This window comes from Streptomyces sp. NPDC006512 (genome assembly GCF_040611935.1).
Taxonomy (GTDB): Bacteria; Actinomycetota; Actinomycetes; order Streptomycetales; family Streptomycetaceae; genus Streptomyces.
This window is the reverse complement of record NZ_JBEXPG010000021.1, coordinates 103,360-128,057: the sequence shown is the minus strand read 5'-3', so window position 1 is coordinate 128,057 and position 24,698 is coordinate 103,360. Positions and strand designations below refer to the sequence as shown.

The 24,698-nt window shown below is 75.1% G+C and carries 22 protein-coding genes; 12 read left to right on the top strand and 10 right to left on the bottom strand.

All coding sequences use genetic code 11. The features are described from left to right. The first annotated feature begins 48 nt into the window (after positions 1–48). Complete coding sequence (locus ABZZ17_RS17010; protein ID WP_356876656.1) at positions 49–2,085, top strand: prolyl oligopeptidase family serine peptidase; 2,037 nt, start codon at positions 49–51, stop codon at positions 2,083–2,085. 94 nt (positions 2,086–2,179) lie between these two features. Continuing rightward, complete coding sequence (locus ABZZ17_RS17005) at positions 2,180–3,370, top strand: PP2C family protein-serine/threonine phosphatase (RefSeq protein ID WP_356876654.1); 1,191 nt, start codon at positions 2,180–2,182, stop codon at positions 3,368–3,370. A gap of 9 nt (positions 3,371–3,379) precedes the next feature. On the opposite strand, the gene ABZZ17_RS17000 is transcribed toward ABZZ17_RS17005, so the two are convergent. The 3 genes from ABZZ17_RS17000 to ABZZ17_RS16990 all read right to left on the bottom strand — a co-directional run bounded on the left by ABZZ17_RS17000 (position 3,380) and on the right by ABZZ17_RS16990 (position 6,536). Next, a complete protein-coding gene (locus tag ABZZ17_RS17000; protein ID WP_356876652.1) occupies positions 3,380–5,452 on the bottom strand; it encodes a SpoIIE family protein phosphatase in 2,073 nt (690 codons plus the stop codon). Positions 5,453–5,588: 136 nt separating this feature from the next. Further along, on the bottom strand, positions 5,589–6,089 hold the full coding sequence (locus ABZZ17_RS16995) for a hypothetical protein (protein WP_356876650.1): 501 nt from the start codon (positions 6,087–6,089) through the stop codon (positions 5,589–5,591). Between the two features lie 195 nt (positions 6,090–6,284). Beyond that, positions 6,285–6,536: a hypothetical protein gene (locus ABZZ17_RS16990; RefSeq protein ID WP_356876648.1), complete on the bottom strand. Its 252-nt coding sequence runs from the start codon at positions 6,534–6,536 to the stop codon at positions 6,285–6,287. Between the two features lie 179 nt (positions 6,537–6,715). Between ABZZ17_RS16990 and ABZZ17_RS16985 the strand changes: the two genes are divergently transcribed. The 3 genes from ABZZ17_RS16985 (at position 6,716) to ABZZ17_RS16975 (ending at position 9,024) form a co-directional block, all read left to right on the top strand. Further along, positions 6,716–7,933, top strand: coding sequence for a sensor histidine kinase (locus ABZZ17_RS16985; protein WP_356876646.1), 1,218 nt, complete (start codon positions 6,716–6,718; stop codon positions 7,931–7,933). After that, entirely contained in the window at positions 7,930–8,604 is a 675-nt protein-coding gene (locus tag ABZZ17_RS16980; RefSeq protein ID WP_356876644.1) for a response regulator transcription factor, read from the top strand. The genes ABZZ17_RS16985 and ABZZ17_RS16980 overlap by 4 nt, the downstream gene beginning before the upstream one ends. Positions 8,605–8,733: 129 nt before the next feature. After that, the gene (locus tag ABZZ17_RS16975; RefSeq protein ID WP_356876642.1) at positions 8,734–9,024 is read left to right on the top strand and encodes an SHOCT domain-containing protein; all 291 of its coding nucleotides are present in this window, start codon (positions 8,734–8,736) and stop codon (positions 9,022–9,024) included. Between the two features lie 86 nt (positions 9,025–9,110). On the opposite strand, the gene ABZZ17_RS16970 is transcribed toward ABZZ17_RS16975, so the two are convergent. Continuing rightward, positions 9,111–9,647 (bottom strand): SRPBCC family protein, encoded by a 537-nt coding sequence (locus ABZZ17_RS16970; protein WP_356876640.1) that lies wholly within the window; start codon positions 9,645–9,647, stop codon positions 9,111–9,113. 144 nt (positions 9,648–9,791) lie between these two features. Here ABZZ17_RS16970 and ABZZ17_RS16965 point away from each other — a divergent pair, with 144 nt between their 5' ends. Beyond that, complete coding sequence (locus tag ABZZ17_RS16965; RefSeq protein ID WP_356876638.1) at positions 9,792–10,514, top strand: SOS response-associated peptidase; 723 nt, start codon at positions 9,792–9,794, stop codon at positions 10,512–10,514. 10 nt (positions 10,515–10,524) lie between these two features. Here ABZZ17_RS16965 and ABZZ17_RS16960 read toward each other — a convergent pair whose 3' ends face one another. The 3 genes from ABZZ17_RS16960 to ABZZ17_RS16950 all read right to left on the bottom strand — a co-directional run bounded on the left by ABZZ17_RS16960 (position 10,525) and on the right by ABZZ17_RS16950 (position 13,094). After that, positions 10,525–11,637, bottom strand: coding sequence for a sulfite oxidase (locus ABZZ17_RS16960; protein ID WP_356876636.1), 1,113 nt, complete (start codon positions 11,635–11,637; stop codon positions 10,525–10,527). Between the two features lie 64 nt (positions 11,638–11,701). Then, positions 11,702–12,334: an HAD family phosphatase gene (locus ABZZ17_RS16955; protein ID WP_356876634.1), complete on the bottom strand. Its 633-nt coding sequence runs from the start codon at positions 12,332–12,334 to the stop codon at positions 11,702–11,704. Between the two features lie 4 nt (positions 12,335–12,338). Then, the gene (locus tag ABZZ17_RS16950; RefSeq protein WP_356876632.1) at positions 12,339–13,094 is read right to left on the bottom strand and encodes a DeoR/GlpR family DNA-binding transcription regulator; all 756 of its coding nucleotides are present in this window, start codon (positions 13,092–13,094) and stop codon (positions 12,339–12,341) included. Between the two features lie 72 nt (positions 13,095–13,166). Between ABZZ17_RS16950 and ABZZ17_RS16945 the strand changes: the two genes are divergently transcribed. From ABZZ17_RS16945 to ABZZ17_RS16925, 5 genes are all read left to right on the top strand, one after another. Next, positions 13,167–14,402 (top strand): MFS transporter, encoded by a 1,236-nt coding sequence (locus tag ABZZ17_RS16945; RefSeq protein ID WP_356876630.1) that lies wholly within the window; start codon positions 13,167–13,169, stop codon positions 14,400–14,402. Positions 14,403–14,426: 24 nt separating this feature from the next. Continuing rightward, positions 14,427–17,723: an amidohydrolase family protein gene (locus tag ABZZ17_RS16940; RefSeq protein WP_356876628.1), complete on the top strand. Its 3,297-nt coding sequence runs from the start codon at positions 14,427–14,429 to the stop codon at positions 17,721–17,723. A 27-nt stretch (positions 17,724–17,750) separates the two neighbouring features. Continuing rightward, positions 17,751–18,383 (top strand): SRPBCC family protein, encoded by a 633-nt coding sequence (locus ABZZ17_RS16935; RefSeq protein ID WP_356876626.1) that lies wholly within the window; start codon positions 17,751–17,753, stop codon positions 18,381–18,383. Between the two features lie 223 nt (positions 18,384–18,606). Beyond that, a complete protein-coding gene (locus tag ABZZ17_RS16930; RefSeq protein ID WP_356876624.1) occupies positions 18,607–19,137 on the top strand; it encodes an RICIN domain-containing protein in 531 nt (176 codons plus the stop codon). 157 nt (positions 19,138–19,294) lie between these two features. Next, positions 19,295–20,011, top strand: a complete 717-nt coding sequence (locus ABZZ17_RS16925) for an intradiol ring-cleavage dioxygenase (RefSeq protein WP_356876622.1) — start codon at positions 19,295–19,297, stop codon at positions 20,009–20,011. Here the strand turns inward: ABZZ17_RS16925 and ABZZ17_RS16920 are convergent. From ABZZ17_RS16920 to ABZZ17_RS16910, 3 genes are all read right to left on the bottom strand, one after another. Next, on the bottom strand, positions 19,990–21,294 hold the full coding sequence (locus tag ABZZ17_RS16920) for an MFS transporter (RefSeq protein WP_356876620.1): 1,305 nt from the start codon (positions 21,292–21,294) through the stop codon (positions 19,990–19,992). The genes ABZZ17_RS16925 and ABZZ17_RS16920 overlap by 22 nt on opposite strands. Next, on the bottom strand, positions 21,294–22,451 hold the full coding sequence (locus tag ABZZ17_RS16915; protein ID WP_356876618.1) for a PLP-dependent cysteine synthase family protein: 1,158 nt from the start codon (positions 22,449–22,451) through the stop codon (positions 21,294–21,296). Before ABZZ17_RS16915 ends, ABZZ17_RS16920 begins: the two co-directional genes overlap by 1 nt. Positions 22,452–22,735: 284 nt before the next feature. Then, on the bottom strand, positions 22,736–23,143 hold the full coding sequence (locus tag ABZZ17_RS16910) for a hypothetical protein (RefSeq protein ID WP_356876616.1): 408 nt from the start codon (positions 23,141–23,143) through the stop codon (positions 22,736–22,738). A 276-nt stretch (positions 23,144–23,419) separates the two neighbouring features. On the opposite strand from ABZZ17_RS16910, the gene ABZZ17_RS16905 reads away from it, so the two are divergent. Beyond that, positions 23,420–24,688: an MFS transporter gene (locus tag ABZZ17_RS16905; protein ID WP_356876614.1), complete on the top strand. Its 1,269-nt coding sequence runs from the start codon at positions 23,420–23,422 to the stop codon at positions 24,686–24,688. The last annotated feature ends 10 nt before the right edge of the window (positions 24,689–24,698 follow it).

Here is a 24,698-nt window from a genome sequence, read left to right as displayed (position 1 = left end):
CCCGTCCGTCGGCCGGACGGCCCGCCCCGCCTGCGGCACAATCGGTGGATGAGCGAAGAAGCCCCCAACGACCCGTACCTCTGGCTGGAGGACGTGACCGGCGAGGCCGCCCTCGGCTGGGTCCGGGAACGCAACGCCGAAACCGTGGCCGCGGTCACCGGGAACAGCGCCTTCAAGCTGCTGGAGCGGGAGGTGCGCGAGGTCCTGGACGACGACGGCCGGATCCCGTACCCGGTCCGCCGGGGCCGCCACCTCTACAACTTCCGGCAGGACGCCGACCACGTCCGCGGCATCTGGCGGCGCACCACCCTGGAGGAGTACCGCACCGAGCAGCCCGCCTGGGAAACCGTCCTCGACCTGGACGCCCTCGCCGACGCCGAGGGCGAGAAGTGGTCCTGGGCCGGCAGCCGCGTCCTCGCCCCCGACCACCGGCACGCCCTGCTCCTGCTCTCGCGCGACGGCGCGGACGCCGGCGTGGTCCGCGAGTTCGACCTGGAATCCAAGGAGTTCGTCGAGGGCGGCTTCGAGGTCGCGGAGGCCAAGACCCGCATCGGCTGGATCGACCACGACCACGTCTGGATCGGGACGGACTTCGGCCCCGGCACGATGTCCACGTCCGGCTACCCCCTCCAGGTGCGCCGCTGGCGCCGCGGCACCCCCCTCGACCAGGCCGAGCTCGTCTACGAGGGAGAACCCTCCGACCTCTCCGCCAGCGGCTGGCACGACGACACGCCCGGCTTCGAACGGGACTTCGTCCACCGCCAGATCGACTTCTGGAACCAGCGGCTGTTCCTCCTCCCGCAGGAGGCCGGAGCCCCGCCCCAGCGGATCGACGTACCCGACGACGCGGCCGCTTCCGTCCACCGAGAATGGCTGCTGGTCACCACCAGGTCGCCGTGGCTCGGCCACGCCACCGGCACCCTCCTCGCCTTCGACTTCGAGGACTACCGGGCCGGCAAGAGGGAACCCGCCGTCCTGTTCGCCCCCGACGAGCGCACCGCCCTCGCCGACTACAGCTGGACCCGCAACCACCTCCTCCTCGCCGTCCGCGCCGACGTCACCTCCCGCCTGGAGCTCCTCACCCCCGGCCCCGACGGCTGGGACCGGGCGCCCCTCGCCGGGGTGCCGCCGCTGTCCACGGCCTCCGTCGTGTGCACCGACCCCGACGTGAGCGACGAGTACTTCCTGAACGTCTCCGGCTTCCTCCAGCCCGCCACCCTCCACCGCGGCACCGCCGGCACCCAGGACGGCGGCGAGAGCGTCAAGCAGGGCCCGGCCCTCTTCGACACCGCCGGCCTCGCCGTCAGCCGGCACTTCGCGACCTCCGCGGACGGCACGCGCGTGCCGTACTTCGTCATCGGCCCCGAGGACCGGCCCGGCCCCGGCCCCACCCTCCTCTACGGGTACGGCGGCTTCGAGATCCCCCTCGTCCCGCACTACAGCGCTGTCACGGGCCGCACCTGGCTCGCGCGCGGCGGCACGTACGTCGTCGCCGGCATCCGCGGCGGCGGCGAGTACGGGCCCGCCTGGCACCAGGCCGCCCTCGGCGCCCACCGCGTCCGGGCCTTCGAGGACTTCGCCGCCGTCGCCCGCGACCTCACCGACCGGGGCGTCACCACCCCCGCCCAGCTCGGCATCGAGGGCGGCAGCAACGGCGGCCTCCTCATGGGCGCCCTGCTCACCCGCGACCCGGAACTGTTCGGCGCGGCCGTCGCCCACGTACCGCTCCTGGACATGCTCCGCTTCCACAAGCTCCTCGCCGGAGCCAGCTGGACCGCCGAATACGGCAACCCGGACGACCCCGCCGACCGGCCCCACCTGGAGCGGATCTCCCCCTACCACCAGATCCGCGCCGACGGACCCCCGTACCCGCCGCTCCTCCTGCTCACCTCCACCCGCGACGACCGCGTCCACCCCGGACACGCACGGAAGATGGCCGCCCGCCTCCGGGAACACGGCCACCCCGTGCTCTTCCACGAACACCTCGGCGGCGGCCACGCCGGCGCCACCGACCACGCGCAGACCGCCTTCAACGAAGCCCTCGTCCACACCTTCCTGTGGGAGCGGCTCACCCCGCCGCGCTGAACCCCCGGCGCGCTGCCCCGCCCGCCCGCGGCCGCGGCTGGTGGAATGGACCGACCGGCGGCCCGCACGGGGCCGCCCGCCGGGCGGAGGCACTGTGTCGGACCGCGACGGCGCGCACCACCACCTGCGCGCCCCCGCCGAAGCCCTCGAAGCGATCGGCACGACCGACGACGAACGCACCACCTGCCGGGAGCTGGCCGCGTTCCTGTTCCGCACCCTGTGCGACGCGGCGGCCGTGGACGTGACCGTCGAGGGCCGCACCGAACGCGTCGCCGTGGCCGGGGTCGGCCACCTGCTGCGCGACCCGCTCCAGGGCGGGCGGCCCGCCGTCCGCGCCGTCGACGAGGGACACCCGCTGCGCAGCTGGACCCTGCGCCCGGGCAGCGCCCCGGTGCACGGCCTGTCCGTCGCCCTCGCCCGGCAGGGCACCTCGTACGGAACCGTCCTCGCCGTGCGCACTGGCACGGGATTCACCGACGCCGAGGCGGCCGCCCTGCACTTCGCGGCCCGGGTCACCGCCGTGCACGTCCGCCACGCGCGGCGGCTCGCCGCCACCGAGAGCGTCGCCCTGAACCTCCAGCGGGCCCTCGTGGCGGACCCCGGCCGCCCGCACCCCAACCTCCTGGTCGCCGGCCGCTACCTGCCCGTCGGGACGAGCGCCCTCGTCGGCGGCGACTGGTTCGAGACCGTACGGCTCCACTTCGGCCGGACCCTGCTGGTCGTCGGCGACGTCATGGGCCACGGCCTCGATGCCGCGGTGGACATGAACGCCTACCGCTCCACCCTGCGCGAGGTCGCCTCCACCGACCTGGCCCCCCACCGGGTGCTGCGCCAGCTCGACGCGCTCGTCGCCGAGGACCCGGCCCGCCGCCCCGCGACCTGCCTGCTGGTGCGGGTCGACCCCGCGCGCGGCACGGCCGTGTACGCCAGCGCCGGGCACCTGCCGCCCGCGGTGTTCGCCGCGGACGGGACGGGCCGGCTCGTCGACGTCCCCGTCGGACCGCCGCTGGGCACGGGACTGGGCGGGTACGAGTCGGTGGCCCACCCCCTCGGCGAGGAGGACACCCTGCTGCTCTACACGGACGGGATGGTCGAGCGCCGCGGTGAGGACATCGACGCCTCCCTGGCCCGCCTCACGGCGCTGCGGATCCCGGCCGGCGGGGGAGTCGCGGAGGCCGCGGACGCCGTCGTCGCCGGTCTGGACGCGCAGCACGCGGAGGACGACGTCGCCGTCCTCGCCGCCCGGATCCGGGCCCGCCCGCCGCACGGGCAGACCGGACTTTGACGGCACCCCCTAGGTGTGGGTGCGGGCGATGAGCAGGGCCACGTCGTCGTGGGTGTCGGGGCGGCGCAGCGCCGAGAGCAGCAGGTCGCAGGTCTCCTCGATCGGGCGGTGCGGCCCCGCGAGGAGGTCGGTCAGGGTGAGCAGGCGGGTGTCGATGTCCTGGTCGCGGGTCTCGACCAGCCCGTCCGTGTACAGGACCAGCTCGTCGCCGGGGCCCAGGTGCACGGTCGTGGTGCCGAAGGGGACGCCGCCGACGCCGAGGGGGACCGCCGTCTTCAGGCGCAGCAGCTGGGGGTGACGGCCGGGGCGCAGGTGGACGGGCGGCAGGTGGCCGGCGGTGGAGATGTGGCACTGGCGGGTGTGCGGGTCGTAGACGCCGTACACGCAGGTGGCCATCGCCTCGCCGAGGTCGGCGGTCGCCGCGTCCAGGTGGGTGAGGACCGTAGCGGGTTCGAGCCCGAGGCGGGCCAGGGCGCGGGCGGTGGCGCGCAGCTGCCCCATGGTGGCGGCGGCGTTGATGCCGCTGCCCATGACGTCGCCGACGACCAGCGCGGTCCGGTCCCCGGGCAGCGGGACGACGTCGAACCAGTCGCCGCCGGTCTCGTCCGCGGCCCCGGCCGGCTGGTAGCGGTAGGCGATGTCCAGACCGGGGGCGGTCCGGGGGTCCTGCGGCAGCAGGTGGCGCTGGAGGGCGAGGGCGGCGTGCCGCTCGCGCTGGTACCAGCGGGCGTTGTCGATGGACACGGCCGCGTGCGCGGCGAGTTCGGAGGCGAGCAGGACGTCGTCCTGGCTGAAGGGCACCTGGTTGCGGGCCCGCTTGAGGTCGAGCGCGCCGAGGACCTGGCCGCGGGCGATCAGCGGGACCGCCAGGTAGGAGTGCAGTCCGGCGGCGCCCAGGAGGCGGGCCGCGTCCTCGTCGCGGGCGATGCGCGGCAGGTCCGCCGGGAGGACCCGGGGTACGAGGACCGGCCGGCCCGTACGGACGCAGCGGGAGACCAGCCGGCCCGGACCGTACAGCGCCACCTCCCCGACGGGGTCGGCGGCCTCCTCGGCCGGATTGCGGTAGGCCGCCTTCACCGCGAGCGCGCGGAACCGTACGGACCCGTCCTGTAGGGCCCCGCCCGGCCGCGTGCCCGTGAGGATGGTGTCGAGCACGTCGACGGCGGCGATGTCGGCGACCTCCGGGACCACGACGTCGGCCAGCTCCCGGGCGGTGATGTCCAGGTCGAGGGTGGTGCCGATGCGGACGGAGGCGTCGGCGATCAGGGACAGGCGGCGGCGGGCGTGCGCGGCCGCCGTGGCCGTCCGGTGCTGCTCGGTCACGTCCACGACCGACACGGCGACCCCGATGACCCGGGAGGCCTGGTCGTCGAGCCGGTAGATCGAGGTCAGCCAGGCGTGTTCGCCCTCGCTGTCGCCGGGGATGCGGCCGGTGGTGAACTCGTCGAGCATCGGTACGCCGGTCTCCATGACCCGGCGCATCCGCGTCTCGACGGCGTGCGCGTCGAGGAAGGGCAGGATCTCCCCGAGCCGCTGCCCCAGGTGCCGTTCCGCGGGCACGCCGTTGATCCGCTCCAGGGCGGGGTTGACCAGGACGTAGCGCAGGTCCGTGTCGAGGACGGCCAGGCCGATGGGGGACTGGTCGACCAGGCGCAGCGAGAGGGCTAGGTCGCGTTCGACGCGGCGCAGCGTGGCCTGCTCGGACGCCAGGCCGAGCGCGTACCGCCGGCCGCTGTCGGCCTCCAGGCGCATGTTCCGGAACTCGACGAGCACCGAGCGGCCGTCGCGGTGCCGTATGGGGAAGGACCCGGCCCATGCGCCTTCGCCCGTCATCACGTGGGCGAACAGGGCCAGCACCTCGTCGCGGTGGTCCTCGTCGACCAGCAGCTGTGCGGCGTACCGTCCCAGGGCCTCCGCGGCAGGGTATCCGAACAGGGTTTCGGCCTGCGGGCTCCACAGCCTGATCCGGCCCTCGTCGTCGAGGACCACGGAGGCCACGCCGAGGACGTCGAGCAAGCCTCCCGCCGCCGCGGACCCCACCAGGGGGCCGGCGGCTGACGGAGGGGGGTCCTCCTCGGCCATGACCGGCCTCCTCGTCCAGGGCGCGTGCTTCCATGCTGCGGCCCCGTGCCCGGGCCTGCGACCCGGTCGTGGCGGCCGGGGGGTGCCCGGGGCGTCCTGCCGGGCCGGTGGGTGGCCGGCCCGGCAGGAGCGCCGGTCAGCGGAACAGCATGGAGGCGCCGCCGGCCGGGGTGGTGACGGTGGCCGGGCACAGGAAGCTGCCCGAGGCCTTGGTGGCGTTGAAGGCCCGGTTCAGGTACTTGCGGGTGGTTCCGTCGCGGTCCCAGACGATGTTCGCGGCCTTGTAGCGACAGGAGATGAAGCTCTGCTGGCCGGTGATGTCGATGAGGTCGGTCCGCGCGGTGGCGGCGGTGTCGTCGAAGGTGAACGCCGGGTTGTTGTTGAGGGAGGCGTTGAGGCCGCCACCGCAGGCGAGGTTGCCTCCGGGCTTGTTGATCGTGGTGCGGTCGACGGTGAGGGCGCTCGGCGGGGTGGCGCTGGTGCTCGCGTTGGTCCAGGTGCAGGTGTTGCCCGCGACCACGATGACGCCGTCGGCCTTCTGGTCGGCGGCGTCACCGGCCGCCGCGGCGGTGGTGGCGGCGCCGAGCGCGGCCGCGACGGCCGTCATCGTCACGGCGAGTTTCGCGAGGTGCTTCATGTCGCTCCTCCTTGACACGTCCTTGTGGGGGTGTGGTGCGAGGGCGGTGCGGAGTGCGCGCGCCACGGAGAGTCCCACAGGGGTCTTGAGATGTCATGAGCACAACATGATTTGGCCGGAATTCGGCAGTCCGGCAGGCCGGAGCCCGGGCCGGGACCGGGGCCGGGACGCGGGCCGGGCCAGGCCGGGCCGCTGTCAGGGCACGTCGGAGGACGTCGGTTCGGCCTCGTAGACGTGCGGACCGTCGCCCTGCCACTCCAGGAGCCGGGAGGCCCCGCCCAGCACCAGTTCGTCGGGGTCGGGCACCTCCGCGCGCCGCAGGAACTCGATCACGTCGCCGTCGCCGTGCGCGACGCCGAGGACCGTCTCGCGGCCTTGGGCGCGCAGGGACACCCGGCGGCCGCCGGACGGCGAGATGCGGTGTACGACCACCGGTGCGTGCTCCATGCCTCCACCCTGGCGCCGAGCCGACGCGCACGCATCCGGGGCGCGGTGCAGGGGGCGCACCACCGGACGCACCACCAGGTTCACCACCTCGCGTACGACCAGGTACTACCAGGGGAGTACGGGGGAAACGCTACGCCGGGGTGACGCCGGTGACCTGGGGTGCGGTCTAGCGTGGCCGTATGGAAGAGCGGCGCGGGCATCAGGGGCCACCGTGGCGACGGTGGGCCGAGCGGGCGGGGCGGGGCCCGGCCTGGCGGTCCGCGCTGCTCGTCGCCGTCCTCGCGCAGATCGGCTCGGGGTGGGCCGCGCGGGCCCAGGGCGACGGGGCGGACCTGGGATGGTTCCCCCGTCTCCTGTTGCTGCTCGGGCCCGCGCTGCTCGTCGTCCGGCACCGGTATCCGGTGGCCGTGGTGTACGGGGTCAGCGCCGTCACCCTGGTCTACCTCGGTGCCGGGTTCCCCTACGGCCCGGTCTTCATCAGCCTCGCCGTGGCCTGCTTCGCGGCCGTCATCGCCGGTCACCGCAGAGCCGCATGGGGCGCGGTCGCCCTGTTCTGGGCGGGCCACCTCCTCATCGGGCACTGGCTCTACCGGTGGCTGCCGCCCGCCGGTGACGGTCCCGCGCCCTGGGCCCAGGAGCTGGGCGTCGCCGCCTGGATCCTCGCGGTCCTCGCCGTCTCCGAACTGGTCCGCGTCCGCAGGGAACAGTGGGCCCGGGAGCGGGCCGAGCGGGCGGCCGCCGACCGACGCCGGGCGGACGGGGAGCGGCTGCGGATCGCCCGCGAACTGCACGACATCCTGGCCCACAGCATTTCGGTGATCAACGTGCAGGCCGGGGTCGGCCTGGCCCTGCTCGACTCCGACCCCGAACAGGCCCGCACCGCGCTCACCACGATCAAAACGGCCAGCAAGGAGGCCCTGGGAGAGGTGCGGCAGGTCCTCGACACGCTCCGCACCCCCGGCGACGCCCCCCGCGCCCCCGCCCCCGGCCTCGACCGCCTGCCCGAACTCCTCGAACAGGCCGCCGCCGCCGGGCTGACCGTGAGGTCCGAGACCAGGGGGCGGGCGCGCCCGCTGCCGCCCGGAGCCGACCTCGCCGCGTTCCGCATCCTCCAGGAGGCCCTGACCAACGTCGTACGGCACTCCGGTTCGCGCACCGCCGGCCTCCGCCTCGACTGGCAGCCCCGCTCCCTGGAACTGCGGGTCGAGGACGACGGCCCCGCCACCGCGCCCCACACCCCCGAGGGCGCGGAAGGCGGCGGCAACGGACTCATCGGGATGCGCGAACGGGCCGGCGCCCTCGGCGGCAGCGTCGAGGCCGGACCGAGGCCGGACGGCGGCTTCCGGGTCGTCGCGCGACTCCCGCTGAAGGCCGCCCCGCCCGAGGGGGCGCCGTGATCCGTGTGCTGCTCGCCGACGACCAGCTCCTCGTACGGGCCGGCTTCCGTGCCCTCCTCGATGCCCAGCCCGACATCGAGGTCGTGGGGGAGGCGGCCGACGGCCGGGAGTGCCTCGGGCTCGTGCGGGAACTGCTTCCCGACGTCGTCCTCATGGACATCCGGATGCCCGTGCTTGACGGGCTCGCGGCCACCCGCGAGATCACCGAGGAGGCGGCGCTGGCCGCCGTCCGGGTCGTCATGCTCACCACCTTCGAGCTCGACGAGTACGTCTTCGAGGCGATCCGCTCCGGTGCCTCCGGCTTCCTCGTCAAGGACACCGAACCGGAGGAACTGCTGCGCGCGGTGAGAGCGGTGGTCGACGGTGACGCCCTGCTGTCCCCGGGCGTCACCCGTCGGCTGATCGCGGAGTTCGCGGCCCGCTCCAAGCGGCCCGCCGCGACCGGCGCGGGCGCCGGCCTGGACCGGCTGACGGACCGGGAGCGGGAGGTGATGGCCCTGGTCGGCATGGGCCTGTCCAACGAGGAGATCGCCCGGCGCCTGGTCGTCAGCCCGCTCACCGCCAAGACACACGTCAGCCGGACGATGCTCAAGCTCGGGGCCCGGGACCGCGCCCAACTGGTCGTCCTGGCCTACGAGTCCGGCCTGGTCAGACCCGGCTGGCTGGGCTGACCCGCCCGGGCGCGGGTACTCCCGGGGGAGTAGCCGCAGTGCAGCCGGCCGTACGACGCCCCGGACCCCTTCCCGGAGCGAGTCTCGGAGCACGACGAAAAGTCCCCGCTTCCGAGGAGCTGAACCGACATGAACACCCTCACCACCCTCGCGTACGACGGGCCCGGCCCGTGGATCCTGTTCTTCCCGCTGATCTGGGCGGCGGTCGTGATCGGCGTCGTCACCGTGTTCCGCCGCACCGGCGGGCTCGGCCGCCGGGCGCCGTGGCGGGACCGGGGAGCCGCGTACGGCGGGAGCTCGCCGATCGCGATCCTCGGGCGCCGCTTCGCGTCCGGCGAGATCGACGAGGACGAGTACTGGCGCCGGCTGTCCGTCCTGGACGAGCAGTTCGGCCGTTCCCTCAAGGACGGCGCCGCCTGAAGACCGGCGCGCCCCGCTGAGGACCGTCACCGCGACCACGGGACCCGCCGCCCCGGGCAGGCCGTCGTCCCATACGGGCCGTCGTCTCAGGCCCCGCCCGTACGGGGTCCGCAGGCGGCGGCGATGCGGGCGAGGGTGGTCCGCATCCCCGCCCGGTTGACGGCCACGCGGCGCTGCGGGGTGGTCCCCGCGAAGACGGCGCCCAGGGCGTCGGCGGTACGGGAGCCGCGTCCGCTGCGGAGGTCCTCCCAGGTCTCGGTGACGCGGGTGCCGTCGCCCTCGGGCACGAAGCGGTAGCCCCACCGGGCGATGGGCAGACCGAAGACGCCGACGTCGAAGGTGAACTCGCCCGTACCGTCCGGGGCCACGGGCGCGCGGAGCGCGGTGATCCGCCCGGTGGTGAACCACAGGAAGGGCCCCCGCCGGTTGAACCCGACGAAGGCGCTGCCGGCCCGGGCGGGCCGGCGGGGAACCCACACCCGCCGGCATTCGGGGCTCCAGCGGCCCATGTTCCGCAGGTCGGAGACGAGCCGGTGGACCTCCGCCGGGGAGGCGGCGACCACGACGTCCTCCTCCAGCCGCCGCACCCGCCCGGCGGGGGCGACCGTGTTCTCGTGTGCCATGGGTACCTCGCTGCCCGGTGGATGAGTGGGACATGCCATCCCGACGGCACGCTACCGCCCGCCCGCCCCCGCCGGGGCCGCGGGACCGCCACCGGGTGCGGCGCCTGACGCGCGAGGGGGCCCGGGCGTGGCAGGCTGGGTGGCATGTGCGGCCGTTACGCTTCCACCCGCAGCCCCGAGGACCTGACCGGCCTGTTCCAGGTCACCCGGCGGGAGACCGGCCCGGTGCTCCCGCCCAGCTGGAACGTCGCCCCCACCGACCCCGTCTGGGCGGTGCTGGAGCGCGCGGACCGGGAGACCGGCGTACTGGAGCGGCAGCTGCGGCCCCTGCGCTGGGGACTGGTGCCGTCCTGGTCGAAGTCCCCGTCAGGCGGGGCCAGAATGATCAACGCCAGGGTGGAGACGGTGGAGGAGAAGCCCGCCTACCGCCGGGCGTTCGCCAAGCGCCGCTGCCTGCTGCCCGCCGACGGCTTCTACGAGTGGCAGCCCGTCGCGGCCACCGACCGGGCCAAGGCGTACAAGCAGCCGTACTTCATCCGCCCCGAGGACGGCTCCGTCATGGCGATGGCGGGCCTGTACGAGTTCTGGCGCGACCCGTCCGTCACCGACGGGGACGACCCGGCCGCGTGGTGGGCTACCTGCACCGTCATCACCACCGAGGCCACCGACGCCGCCGGCCGCGTCCACCCCCGGATGCCGCTGGCGCTCGCCCCCGCCGACTACGACACCTGGCTCGACCCCGCCCACCAGGACCCGCACGACCTGCGCGCCCTCCTCACCGCCCCCGCGGCCGGCCGGCTGGACGTCCGCGCGGTGTCCACCGCCGTGAACAACGTCCGCAACAACGGGCCCGAGCTGCTGGCCTGAGCCGTGGCGCTCAGCGGCAGCACAGCACCGGGACCCGCTGGACGAGGTTGTTGCCAAACCCTCCGCGGTTCCAGGGCTGTTCCAGGGGCTGCGTACGCCCTTCCGCATCGGTGGCGCGGGCCGAGAGGGTGTGGCGGCCGGGCGTCGCCGTCCAGTCGTACCGCCACGCCTGCCAGGCCCACCCGCCCGGCTCCCGCGGCGCGAGCCGCGCCCTCGCCCAGCCGGCGCCCCCGTCCGCACTCACCTCCACCCGTACGACGGGCCCGCCCCCCGACCAGGCCCGCCCCGCCAGACGCACCGGGCCCGGCCGCACGACGCGGACCCGCGACATGAAGTCGGGGAAGCCCGGCGGAACCAGTAGCGCGCGCGGCAGCATCCGGGTCACCGCCACGCCCGGGTCGTCGGGGGCCTGCCGGTACCGGTAGGCCACGCTCTGCTGGAAACCGGTGAACGGGGCGTCGGCCAGGGTGATGTCCCGCAGCCACTTCACGTGCGCCATGCCGTACCAGCCGGGTACGACCAGCCGCAGCGGGTGGCCGTGCTGCGGCGGCAGCGGCCCGCCGTTCATCGCGTACGCGATCAGCACCGGCGGGTCCTCCCCGGTGGCCACCCGCACGGGCAGGCTGCGCCGGTAGTCCTGCTCGACGCCCCGCTCGACCCCGTGGTCGGCGCCCGTGAACACGGCCTCGACGGCGTCCGGCAGCACCCCGGCCTCGGCGAGCACCGTCCGCAGCGGCACGCCCGTCCACTCCGCGGTGCCCACCGCCTCGACCAGCCAGGGCTGGCTGACGGGCCGGGGCAGCAGCCGTGCCCGGCCGTTGCCCGCGCACTCCATCGTGACCCGGTGGGTGACGGCGGGGAGCGCGCGCAGCGCCGCCACGTCCAAGTCCAGCGGGGTCCGGACCCGCCCGCCGACGGACAGCCGCCAGGTGCCGGCCTCCGCGGCGGGGATGTCGTAGTGGACCAGTACGTAGTGCAGCCCGGCCGGGGTCACCTCGTAGCGCAGGGCCTCCAGCGGGAGTCCGTGGTTGCGGGCCGCGAGCGCCAGTTCCTGCGCGCTGATCCCCTCCCCGTCGTCCGCGACCCGCCCCGGGGTGCTGACCTCACCGAGAGAGCCGTCCATCCCCCCATCGTCGCGCGCGGGAACGGCTTCGGCACGCCGCCGCCCGCCCGGAGCGGTCCGCCGCTCACGCCCCCGGGCGCGGCACCGGATCCGCGGCGAGGGCCTCGGTGAGGGCGTCGGGGCCGGTGAAGAGGTGGCCGCGCATCCCGAGCGCCCGGGCGGCCTCGACGTTCTCCTGCCGGTCGTCGACGAAGAGGACCTGCCCCGGTTCGGCGCCGAGGGCCGTCAGACACCACCGGTAGGCGTCCGGTTCCGGCTTGGCGTGGCGGATGCGGCAGGAGAAGGCCCGTACCTCGAACCGTGCCAGCCAGGGCCGGTGCCGTTCGTAGTGGACGGCGAGCTCCTCGGGGATGTTGGACAGCAGGGCGGTCCGCCGCCCGGCGGAAGCCAGTTCGCCGACCAGGTCCACCATCCGCTCGTCGACCGCGCTCCAGCTCGCGACGTCCTCCTCGACGAGCCGGGCGGTCGTCTCCGCGTCGAACCGGGTCCCCAGCGAGTCGGCCACCCGCCTCCAGTACGCGGGGCCGTCGACGTCACCGCGGTCGTAGTCGGGACGCAGCGCCCAGTAGGCCTCCCAGAAGGGCGCCGCGGCCACGCCCGCCGTCTCCGTGAGCCGTGCGCGGCCCCCCGGGGACTGGTGGCGGGCGATGACCCCGAAGAGGTCGAAGAGCAGCACCGGGGGCGGGTTCGAGGGCATCTCCTCACACCTTCCGTACGGTGACGCCGGCGGCGGCGAGCGCGTCGACCGCGTCGGCGGGAGCGGCCTCGTCGGTCACGACGGCGTGCAGCGCCGCGGCGGGCAGGACGTGCGCGAGCGCCGTACGGGAGAGCTTCGCGCCCTCGGCGACGGCGATGACGCGGCGGGACGAGGCGATCGCCGCCCGCTTGACGGCGGCGTCGGCCAGGTCGTAGGCGGTGAGACCGTCGGCGGCGGTCAGACCGCAGCAGCCGATGACGGCGGTGTCGAAGCGCAGCGCGGCGAGGGAGGCCTCGGTCAGCGGGCCGGTCAGCGCGAGCTCGCCGCGGCGGGGCGCCCCGCCGGGCAGCAGCAGCGTCAGGCGGGGCGCGTCGGCGAGGGCGTTGGCGGCGTGCAGGGACAGCGGGACGACGGTCAGCCGGCGGTCGTGCAGAGCGCGGGCCACCTCCAGACAGGTGGTGCCGCTGTCGAGGACGACGGACTCGCCGTCGGCGATCAGGCCGGCGACCTCGGCGGCGATGCGCCGCTTCGCCTCCGGCCCGTCCTGGGCGCGGAGCGCGAAGGGGACCTCCTCCCCGCGCAGCAGCAGGCTCCGCGCCCCGCCCCGGTACCGCTCCAGCACCCCTTGGTCGGCCAGGGCCTCCAGATCGCGCCGGATCGTCATCTCGGAGGCGCCGGTGAGCTCCGCGAGTTCGGCGACGCTGCGCCGGCCGTTCTCGCGCACGGCCTCGGTGATCTGCCTCAAACGGTCTGTACTCATACCCACATTGAACAACATCGATGTTCGAAAGGCAATGTACGAACATGAATCATGTGCGTTATGTTCGTTCGTATGGAGACATCACTGCGCCGGGCAAGACTGGCCACCTTCGTCTACTTCGCCCTGAACGGCTTCGTCATGGGCATGTGGATCGTGCACATCCCCGCCGTGGAGGCCCGCACCGGCATCGGACACGCCCTGCTCGGCTGGCTCCTGCTGCTCCTCGGAGGCGGAGCCTTCGCCGGAATGCGGCTGGCCGGGCCGCTCACCGACCGGTTCGGCGCCAGGGCCGCCGTACCCGTCAGCGCCGCCCTGTGCGGCGCCGCGCTGGTCCTGCCCGCACTCGCCCGCGACGCCTGGACCCTGGGCGCGGCCCTGTTCGTCCTCGGCTTCGGCAACGGCTGCCTCGACGTCGGCATGAACACCCACGCCGTGCGGGTCGAGCGCGGGTACGGGCGGCCCGTCATGTCCGCCTTCCACGCCGTCTTCTCCATCGGCGGCGTCCTCGCCGCGCTGGCCGGAGCCCTCGCGCTGGGCCGGGGACTCGGCGTCACCGCGGCCCTCACCGCCACCGCCCTCGGCGCTCTCGCCGTCGCCGCCCTGGCCGCTCCCGCGCTGCTGCCCGCTTCCTCCCCCGAGCCCGCCACGGCCACCCCGGAACCGGAGACCACCGCCGGGGCCGGCCGGGGCGCCGCCCCGCGCATCGGGTTCCTGGCCGTCCTCGCCTTCATGCTCATGCTGTGCGAGGGCGTGGCCAACGACTGGAGCGCCCTGCACCTGCGGGACGCCCTCGGCGCCCCCGCCGCCACCGCGGCCCTCGCCTACGGTTCCTTCGCCACCGCCATGACCGTCGGCCGCCTCCTGACCGACCGGCTCGCCGCACGGATCGGACCCGCCGCCGTCCTGCGCCACGGCTGCGCCCTCGCCGCCGCCGGCCTGACCCTGGCCGTGGCCGCGCCCGGCGTCCCGCTCGCCCTGGCCGGCTGGACCCTCTTCGGGGCGGGCCTCGCGGGCTGCGTACCGCAGCTGTTCAGCGCGGCCGGACACGCCGACCCGGACCGCGCCGGCGCCAACGTCTCCCGCGTCGCGGGCCTCGGATACCTGGGCATGCTCGCCGGACCCGCCGTGATCGGGCCGCTCGCCGACCTCGTCTCCCTCGACCTGGCCCTCCTGCTGCCCGTCCTGTTCTGCGCGGCCGCCGCCCTCGCCGCCCGGACCCTCCGCGAGGCCCCGGACCCGGCCCCCGTCCGGACGCCCTTGGCACGCGGGCCGTTGCCGGAACCGGGCCTTGATCGTTCGGATGGCTGACGGGGCGGCCGCCGTACGGACTCCGTGCGGCGCAAGCGGGTGCGCGAGGCGAGCGGAGTGGTCGGGTTGCGGGTCGGACGAAGGACGGTACTCCAGGCGGCTTCGGCGGGCGCCCTGACGGCGCTCCTCGGCCGCTCCCCGGCCGAAGCGGTCCCGGCCCCCGCGCACCCGGCGACGACACCGGCCGCCACGGCACCGGCGGCCCCGGCCGGGGCGGCGGCGGCCCTGGCGGCGGCCGCGCCGCCCGGGTACCGGCTCCGGCTCCGCTTCACCCGGGCCACCAACGGCGCGGCGACCGCCACCGCCGACGGGCGGCACGTCGTGGCCGAGGTGCAGAACGTCCTCTGGTCGCTCCCGCCGGACGGCTCGCCCGCCACCGCCCTCACCCCGCCCGACCTGGAACCGGGCCGCCCCGTGTTCTCCCCGGACGGCCGCCACGTGGCGATGAGCGCCTACCGCGGCGGCGCCTTCCACATCTGGGTGATGCGCGCCGACGGATCCGGTCTGCGCCGGCTCACCGACGGCCCCTTCGACCACCGCGCGCCCGCCTGGTCCCCCGACGGCCGCACCCTCGCCTTCTGCTCCGAACGCGGCGGCGACCCCGTGACGGGCTGCCCGTACCGGATCTGGACCGCGGGCCTCACCGGCGGGCCCCCGCGCCGCCTGACCGGTCTGCCCGGGCAGACCGGGCCCGGCCAGGACGGCGCCTGGGAGGACTTCGACCCCGTCTGGTCGGCGGACGGCACCCGGGTGCTGTTCGTCCGCGCCACCCTCACCGGGGAGACCCTGACCGCCCGCACCCTCGCCTCCGTCGCCGCCGACGCGACCGGCACCGTACGGACCGAACACACCGTGAGCGAGGGCGGCCTGCTCGCCCCGGCGCTCTCCCCGGCCGGGCGCACCGCCTGGCTGTCCGCCGCCCCCGGCCCGCGCAAGGCCGAACTCCACACGCTGTACGTGGACGGCCGCCCCGTCGCCCTCGACGGCGACCTGGCACCCGCGCCCCCGCGCTGGACCGGCGACGACAGCCTCCTGGTCACCCTCGACGGCCGGTTCCGGCTGATCCGCCCCCACCGCGACCCGGTCGGCCGGGAGATCCCCCTCGACGCCACCCTCGAAGTGACCCGGCCCCGCTACCGGGTCAAGGAGTACGTCCTGGAGGCCGAGCGGAACCGTCCGGTGCTCGGCATCCACCTGCCCAGCCTCTCGCCCGACGGCCGCAGCGTCGCCTTCGCCGCCCTGAACGCCCTCTGGGTCGCGCCCGTCACCACGGGAGTCCCGCGCAGGATCGTCCAGGCGCCCGTCACCGCCTACGTCCAGGGGCCGGTGTGGACCCCGGACGGCAGGGCCCTGGTCTACACCGACGACCGCGACGGGCTGAACACCGTACGCCGCCGGGAACTCGCCGACGGCCGCGAAACCGTCCTCGCCCCCGGCGGCCGCGTCTACGGAACCCCCTCCCCGGACGGCGGGCGCCTCGCCGCCCTCGACCTGTCCGGCCGCCTCCTCGTCCGCGACCTCACCACCGGCGCCGAGACCCCGCTGGCAACCGCCCTCGGCGGGGGCGGCCTGCCCGGCCCGCCCAGCTGGTCGCCCGACGGCCGGTACGTCGCCCTCTGCGACCGCAACAGGCTCAACCGGCGCTTCCGCGAGGGCCACAACCTGATCCGGATCGTCGACACCGTCACCGGCGCGGACCGCCTCCACCCGCTCGCTCCGCACGCCTCCCTGTCCGACCGCTACGCCTCCGGCCCCGTCTGGTCGCCCGACGGCCGCTTCCTCGCCTGCGTCGCCGAGTCCGCGCTCTGGCTGCTGCCCGTCACCCCCGACGGCGCCCCCGCCGGACCCGCCCGCCAGGTCACCGAGGAGAGCGCCGACCACCCCTCCTGGTCGGCGGACGGCCGCACCCTCCTCTACCAGAGCGGCGCCCGGCTGCGCCTGCTCACCCTCGACGGAACCGGTACGCCCGCCGGACCGCCCCGGACCGTGCCCGTCTCCCTGAACCACCGCCGCCCCGCGCCCGTCGACACCGTCGTCCACGCCGGACTGCTGTGGGACGGCACCGGCTCCCCGCCCCGCGCCGACGTCGACGTCCTCATCCGGGACGGACGGATCACCGCCGTCGAACCGCACCGGCCGCACCGGTCCGCCCGGCGCGCGGCCCGCAGCGTCGACGCCTCCACCGGCACCGTCCTGCCGGGCCTGTGGGACTCCCACGTCCACCCGTACCCGTACACCTACGGAGCCCGCCAGGGCCTGCTCCACCTCGCCTACGGCGTCACCACCACCGTCTCCCTCGGCGGCTCCGCCCACGAACAGGCCCGGCTCCGTGAGGACATCCGCGCCGGGCTGCTCCGGGCCCCCCGGATGCTGGCCGGCGGGGAACTCCTCGACGGCTCCCGGGTCGCCTACAGCATGGGCCGGGCGCACCGCACCCGGGCCGGACTCGCCCGCTCCCTGGCCCGCGCCGAAGCCCTGGACTGGGACTTCGTCAAAACCTACGTCCGGGCCCCGTACGAGCTGATGGCCGAGGCGGCCCGCTTCGCGCACGAGCGGCTCGGCGTCCTCGCCGGCTCCCACCTGTGCGCCCCCGGCATCCAGAGCGGCCAGGACCTGACGACGCACCTCGTCGCCACCGAACGGGCCGAGCACGGCCACGGCGCGACCTCCCGCGGCCACACCTACCAGGACACCGTGGAGGTCTACGCCCACGGCGCGTTCGACCTCATCGCCACCCCGTTCACGGCCCTGCCGCTGCTCGGCGCCGACCCGGCGACGGCCACCGACCCCAGGGTGACCGCCCTGATGCCGCCCTGGGACGTGGAAGCCGTACGGGCCGCGGCCGCCCGGCCGCCGAGCGCCGAGCAGGACGCCGTTCTGGAACGGGAGGTCGCCGCCTACCGCGCCGTCCTCGCGGGCGGCGGCCGCGTCGTCCTCGGCACCGACGCCCCGCTCACCCCGGTCGGCCTCCACCTCCACCTCTGCCTGCGCGCCCTGCACCGGTACGGCTTCTCCCCGGCCGAGGCCCTCACCACCGCCACCCTCGCCCCGGCCCGCGTGTTCGGCGTCGCGGACCGGCTCGGCACGGTCGAAACCGGCAAGATCGCCGACCTCACCGTCATCGACGGGGACCCCTTCGCCGACTTCGCCGACCTGATCCGCGTACGGTCGGCCGTGCGCGGCGGAACCCTCCACGAACGCGCCGGACTCGAAGGCGCCCGGCACGCCCCGGCCACCGCGGTCCCGTCCGGGGAGGGCTGGGGCGCCGTGCTGGACCAGATGCTCCGCGACGGCTGCTGCCCCGCGCACGACGGCCGGTGACGCGGACCCGCAAGGAAGTGAGCGGACATGACCGAAATCGCTGACGAGATCGAACGGGTGCACCGGGCGGTCGGCTCGCGGCCGGCCGGGACGGAGGAGGCCCGCACGGTGCTGCTGCGCCGCACCTACGGAGCCGGCGTCGCCGACGTCTGGGCCGCGGTGACCTCGCCCGGGCGCATCGGACGGTGGTTCCTGCCGGTGAGCGGAGCGTTCGAGGCCGGCGGCCACTACCAGCTGGAGGGCAACGCCGGGGGCGGGATCCTCGCCTGCGACGCGCCGCGGCGGCTGCGGCTGAGCTGGCTGTTCGGCCCCGAGCCCGGATTCAGCGAGGTCGAGGTACGGCTCGCGGCGGAGGGCTCCGGCCGCACGGCGTTCGAACTGGAGCACGCGGCCGTGGTGCCGGAGGAGTTCTGGGGGCGGTTCGGGCCGGGGGCCGTCGGAGTCGGCTGGGACCTGGCGCTGCTCGGGCTCGGCCGGTACCTCGCGGACGGCGGCGTCGACAGGGCGCGGGCCGAGGCCTGGCAGACCTCGCCCGAGGCCCTGGGGTTCATGACCCGGTCGGGCGAGGCGTGGGGCGCCGCCTACGCGGCCTCCGGCGCGGACCCGGAGGCCGCCGCGGCGGCCACGGCGGCGACCATCGCGTTCTACACGGGCACCTGAGACCTGCGGGCTGCCCCCCCACCACGGACCCGCAGGGTTGTCAACAGCCGCCCGCAGGCACCGGAATGACCGATTCGCTATGTACCGCTAAAGCGCTTCATCGGATGGGATGTGCGGTGAGCACGCCGCGACAGCACGTGCTCGCGTCACCTGCCCCGCCCGGAGCCGGCACCAGCCGCTCCGGGCGCCGGGACGCCGCCCTCACCACCCCGGGAGCAAGCCCATGCGTCTACGCGCCACCCGCGCCGTCACCCTGGCCCTGGTCACCGCCGCGAGCCTCCTCGGTGCCACCGGCGCCGCCGGGGCCGCGGACTCCTCCGCGGCCGCCCTTCCGCCCCAGTACCGGTACACGAACGTCGCGAGCGGCAAGTGCCTCGACGTACGCGGCGGGAACACCGGGAACGGGACCGTCGTCCAGCAGTTCAGCTGCAAGGGGGCCACCAACCAGCTCTTCGAGGAGCGGGTCACCCCGCAGGTCACCCTCAACCTGATCTCGCTCGACAGCCACCGCTGCGTCGACGTCAGGGACGCCACCGGAGCCGACGGCACCGTCCAGATCTGGGACTGCCACGCCGGGTTCAACCAGCAGTGGCTGCCGCTCGCCTTCCCCAACGGCACGATCCAGTTCCAGAACGCCGCCACCGGCCTGTGCCTCCAGGACGTGGGCCAGCCCAGCGGCAGCCGCCGGGAGGTCCGCCAGATGCCGTGCGCGAACGTCTCGACCCAGGCCTGGATCCGCCAGCGCGCCGCCTGACCCGCCGGCTCACGGCGCCGGCACCCTCCGCCCGGCCGCTGGGCCGAAGGCCTGGTTGTTGGTGTCGGTGCCGACGCGGGCGCCGGGCGTCCGGCACGGTGGGCGCAGTGGGCGGCCGTCCGCGTGCGACGGTCCAGGAACGCTGCGAGGGGTTCGCATGGCCGAGTACGACGACACCTCCCGGACCAGCCGCCGCGCGGTGCTGCTGGCCGCCGGTTCCGCGGGGGCGGCCGCGCTGACCGCCGCCTGTACCGGCCCGGCCGGGGTCCGCGGATCCGCCGGTCAGGCCTCGGCCGCCGCGCCCGCGGCCGCCCAGCCGTCGGGCGGCAGCGCCGCCCCCGGGTGCGTGCTCACGGCGGAGGCCGGTGAAGGCCCGTACTACCTCGACCTGGACAAGGTCCGGTCGGACGTCACGGAGGGCCGCAAGGGGGTGCCGTTCCGCCTCGACCTGACGCTGGTCCGCATGTCGGCGGGCTGCCGGCCGCTCGCGGACGCCGCCGTCGACATCTGGCAGGCCGACTCCTCGGGCACCTATTCGACGGGCAAGGCCACCTTCCTGCGCGGGACGCAGATCACCGACGCCACCGGCCGGGCCGTGTTCCGCACGATCGTGCCCGGCTGGTACGCGGGCCTGGCACCGCACATCCACTTCAAGGTGCGTCCCGACGCGGGCGCCGGGACCACCTCGCAGTTCTTCTTCCCCGAGGACCTCCTCCTGAAGGCGTACGCGCTGGCGCCCTACGACCGCCGGCGCGCTCCGAAGCACCCCAACGAGCGCGACGACCGCTACCGGGCCTCCGGAGCCGCCATGACCCTCAAGCCCCTCGCCGACGGCTCCGGGTACCGCGCCGCCTACACCGTCGGGATCGCCTGAACCCGCTCCGGGGGCGCCGGAGTCAGGCGGCCGCCGCGGTGCAGCCCGTACAGCGCGGCGGTGCAGCCGACACCGAGGGCGCACAGCACCAGCCAGGGCAGCGCCGACATCCCGGCGGCCCGCGCGGTGTCCAGCGCGGCGCCCGTGAGGAGGTTGCCGACGGCGATGCCGATGCCGCAGACCGTGTTGTAGAACCCGTAGTGCGTCGCCACGAGACGGTCCCCGCTGAGCCGGACGATGGTGTCCATCTCGAAGGGGTAGGCGATCATCGTGCCCAGCGCCAGCATCAGCGCCGACAGCGCCGGCGGCCCCGCGGCCAGCAGCTTCGCCCCCGTTCCGCCGGCCGGGACGGACACCAGTGAGGCGGCCAGCAGCGGCAGGAAGGCCGCCCCCATCGTGAGCAGCCCCCAGGTCAGCGCGCGGCCCGGCTCCATCCGGGCCTTGCACCACGCGGTGACCCGCGTCTGGAACAGGATCGTGCTCAGCCCCGACACGGCGAACAGGCCCGCCACCGCCGCCGTGCCGAAGCCCCCTCCACCGCCCAGGCGCCGGACCTCCAGGGGGAGGGCCAGGTACACCTGGAAGGTCATCACGTACGAGCCGATCATGGCCAGGGAGAACAGCAGGAACGGCCGGTTGGCGAGGATGCCGCGCCACTGGGCGAGCACCTTCTCGCGCGGGCCGTCCGTCCGGCCGGCGGCGTCGTCGCCCCGCCGGGCGGGCAGGGCCCGGATCTGTACGGCGCCGAGCACGGCGAAGACGGCGGCGGCGGTCAGGCAGGTGACGCGGAACCCGATGCCCGTCAGCACCATCCCCACGAGGGGGCCGAGCAGGATGCCCGCCTGGTAGAAGACGTTGAACAGGGCGAACGCCTCGACCCGGCGCCCGCCCGAGGCCGCGGCGAGGTACGCCCGGGTGGCCGGGTTGAACAGGGCCCCGGCCAGGCCCGTCGCGGCGGAGGCGGCGATCAGCGCGGGGACGGAGCCGACCAGCCCGAGGGTGGCGAAGCCGGCGACGCGCAGCCCGAGCCCCGCGATGATCATCGGCTTGTAGCCGAGGCGGTCGGCCAGCGTCCCGCCGATCAGGAACATCCCCTGCTGGCTGAAGTTGCGCACGCCCAGGATCAGGCCGACCGTCCAGCCGGCCAGCCCGAGCGGCCCCGCCAGATGCGCGGCCAGGTAGGGCATGAGCATGTAGAAGCCGAGGTTGATGGTGAACTGGTTCACCATCAGCAGTTGCACGCAGCGGTCGTACGAGCGGACCTGCGCGAGGGTGCCCGCCATCACGCCCGCTCCTTCGCGCCGGCCGCGCCTGCCGTGCCCGCCGCGCCTGCCGTGCCGTTGGTTCCGGCCGTGCCGTTCGGGCTGCCGAGGGTCAGTGGGTCGACGACGGCCGCGCAGCGCGTCCAGCGGGTGACCTCCCGCTCGTCGGGACGGCCGATCGTGTCGGGTTCGGCGGCGGGAGGGGAGTCCAGCAGGCCGTGCGCGGCGCAGTAGTCGTCGTCGTAGACGCTGCCGAGATAGCGCTGCGGGCCGTCGGGGAAGACCGCCGCGATCCGGGAGCTCACGGGCAGGGAACGGGCCAGCCAGCCGGCGACCAGGGCGACCGCGCCGACGCTCCACCCGCCGGCCGCGTAGTGGGAGGCGGCGAGCCGGCGGCAGGTCCAGACGGCCTCCGCCGGGGCGACCCAGTGCACCTCGGAGAACTGCTCGTAGGCGACGTTGCGCGGATGGATGCTCGAACCGAGGCCGCGCATCAGCCGGTTGCGGGCGGGCTGCCCGAAGATGGTGGAGCCCACGGTGTCCACCCCCACCAGCCGCAGGCCGGGGTACAGCTGCCGCAGGACGCGCGAGATCCCCGCCGAATGACCCCCGGTGCCGACGCTGCACACCAGCACGTCGACGTGCCCGAGCTCGGCGGCGAGTTCGAGGGCCAGCGGGGTGTACGCGGTGGTGTTGTCGGGGTTGTTGTACTGGTCCGGGCACCACGACCCCGGATGGCGCCGCATCAGCTCGGCGACCCGGTCGCGGCGTGCCTGCTGCCAGCCGCCGGCCGGGTGCGGTTCGGCGACGACGTCGACCCGTGCCCCGTACGCGGTCAGCAGGCGGGTCATCGACGGTTCCAGTCCGGGGTCGGTGACCAGGGTGACGGGATGTCCGTAGACCATGCCGGCCAGCGCGAGACCGAGGCCGAGGGTGCCGCTGGTGGACTCGATGATCCGGGCCCGGGGCGCGAGATCGCCCCGGGCGCGGGCCCGTTCCACCATGTGGAGGCCGGGCCGGTCCTTGATGCCGCCGGGGTTGAAGCCTTCGAGCTTCGCCCAGAAACCGCGCCCCGTCCGGGACAGCGGATCCGAGACGCGCAGAAGGGGAGTGTTGCCGACCAGCCCGGACAGGGTGGCACGGCTGGGGGGTGTGATGCCGGTGATGGGGGGATGCATCGTTTCCGCTCTCGTTCGATGGAGCCGGGTGATCGCACGTGCGGGTGCCGTCGCACGGGGCGTTCGGCATGCGGAGTACGGCGTGCCGAGTACGCCCCGACGGGGTGGGCCGGGGCGGCGGAGCCCCGCGCGGGGAGGATCGGGACGGGCGTGCCGGTGACCGCCGCCGGGCGGTCGGCGGGGAGGCCCGGGGAGCCGGGGTGCGGTCGACGCCGCCCGGCGCGGGGCCGGAGGACGGGCGCCGAGGGCCCCGGAGGGCGCGGCTCTGCCGGGGCCGGGGGCGGCTACACCCGCAGGACGGCCGAGGTGACGGGGAGCGCCGGCCCCTGCCGGGCGGGGCCGGATCCGGCACGGTGGTCCGGATGAGCGGCCCGGACGCAGCCGGGATCGGCGTGCGGGGCGGTGGACGCGGCGTCCGACACGGCCCCCTGACGCGGCGGCAGCGGCGCGCACTCGTGCGCCGGATGGGCGGGATCGTGACCGGCGGCGGGCGCCTGCGACGGCACGGCACTGCTGACGGCCTGCGTCACCGACGGGCCGGACGCACCGGAACCCGGATGCGCCGCCCCGCTCTGCGCGGCCGTGCCGTGCGCGCAGAACAGGCCCAGCAGCAGCACGGCCAGAGCGAGCAGGCGCGGCAGGCCCGCCGAAGTGCGGGCCCGCGCGGTGCCGTGCGAGCGGTCCGTGACCATGACGCGATGCTAGCGCTCCCTTCCGTCCGACGGTGGATGTCGATTCGGACATTGGAAAACAGGCCTCTCCGGGGTGAAGGGGCGTCAATTCCTGCCGCGCCGCGCCGGTGGGGGCGGCAGAGCCCGGGTACGGCAACCGGACGTTAAATTCGGCAGGGGTCAGTGCATTCCACGTCAAGGACCGCATATTTCCCGCCAGGAAATGGCGACTCGTGGCTACGGTTCCGATCATGATCTGACTGGAGGAGGAGCCGCGATGATCGCCCTGGTGCGGGAGTGAACAGGTTCAGGACCACTTTCGAGGCCCTGTCCGTACGCAACTTCCGGCTCTTCGCGGGCGGCCAGCTGCTGTCCGTCACCTGCACCTGGATGATGATCGTCGCGCAGGACTGGCTCGTACTGTCCCTCTCCGGAGACTCGGGCACGGCACTGGGCCTGGTCACCGCCCTGCAGTTCACCCCCGTCCTGCTGCTCACCCTCTACGGCGGACGGCTCGCCGACCGGTACGACAAGCGCGTACTGCTCATCTGCGCGAACGCCGCGTCCGGAGTCCTGTCCCTGCTGCTCGCCCTCGCCGTCCTGCTCCCGGGCGCCGAGCTCTGGCACGTCTACCTCTTCGCCCTGGGACTGGGCACCGTCAACGCCGTCGAAGTGCCCGCCCGGCTCTCGTTCGTCAGCGAGATGGTCGGCGCCGAGCTGCTGCCGAACGCGTCCGCCCTGAGCGCCGCCTACTTCAACGCGGCCCGCGTCGTCGGCCCCGCCCTCGCCGGCCTGCTCATCAGCCGCTTCGACACCGGCCCCGTCATCGCGCTCAACGCCGTCAGCTACCTCGCCACCGTACTCAGCCTGCTGGCCATGCGGCCCGGCGAACTCCACCGGGGCGGCGCCCCGCAGCGCGCCACGAAGGTCGCGGACGGACTGGCCTACGTCAGGAGCCGCCCCGACCTGCTGCTGCCCATGGCGCTGGTCGCGGTCGTCGGCATGTTCGGCTTCAACTTCCAGCTCACCCTGCCGCTCCTGGCGAAGACCGTCTTCCACGCCGACTCCGCCGCCTTCGGACTGCTCGCCAGCGCACTCGCCGCGGGCTCCCTGCTCGCCGCCTTCGCCACCACCGCCCGCCGCGGACGGCCCTCCGCCACCCTCGTCGTCGCCTCCGCCATCGCCTTCGGCCTGCTGGAGACCCTCACCGCGTTCGCCCCCACCTTCACCTCCGCACTGGTCCTGCTGGCGGCCACCGGCTTCGCGACGATCACCTTCGCGCAGGCCGCGAACCACCGCATCCAGCTCGGCAGCGATCCCCGCTTCCGCGGCCGCGTCATGGCTCTCTACGCCCTGATCCTGCAAGGCTCCACCCCCGTCGGCGCGCTCCTCCTCGGCTGGCTCGCCGAGCACTGGGGAGCCCGCTCCGGCCTCTACGTCGGCGGGCTGGTCTCCCTGGCCGCGGCGCTCGCGGTCCTGGCCGTCCAGCTGCGCCGCACGGACACCGGCGCGCTCCCGGACGAGGACACCCGCCCGAACCGCCCCGGCGTGCCCGGCCACCGCTGAACCGGCGCCG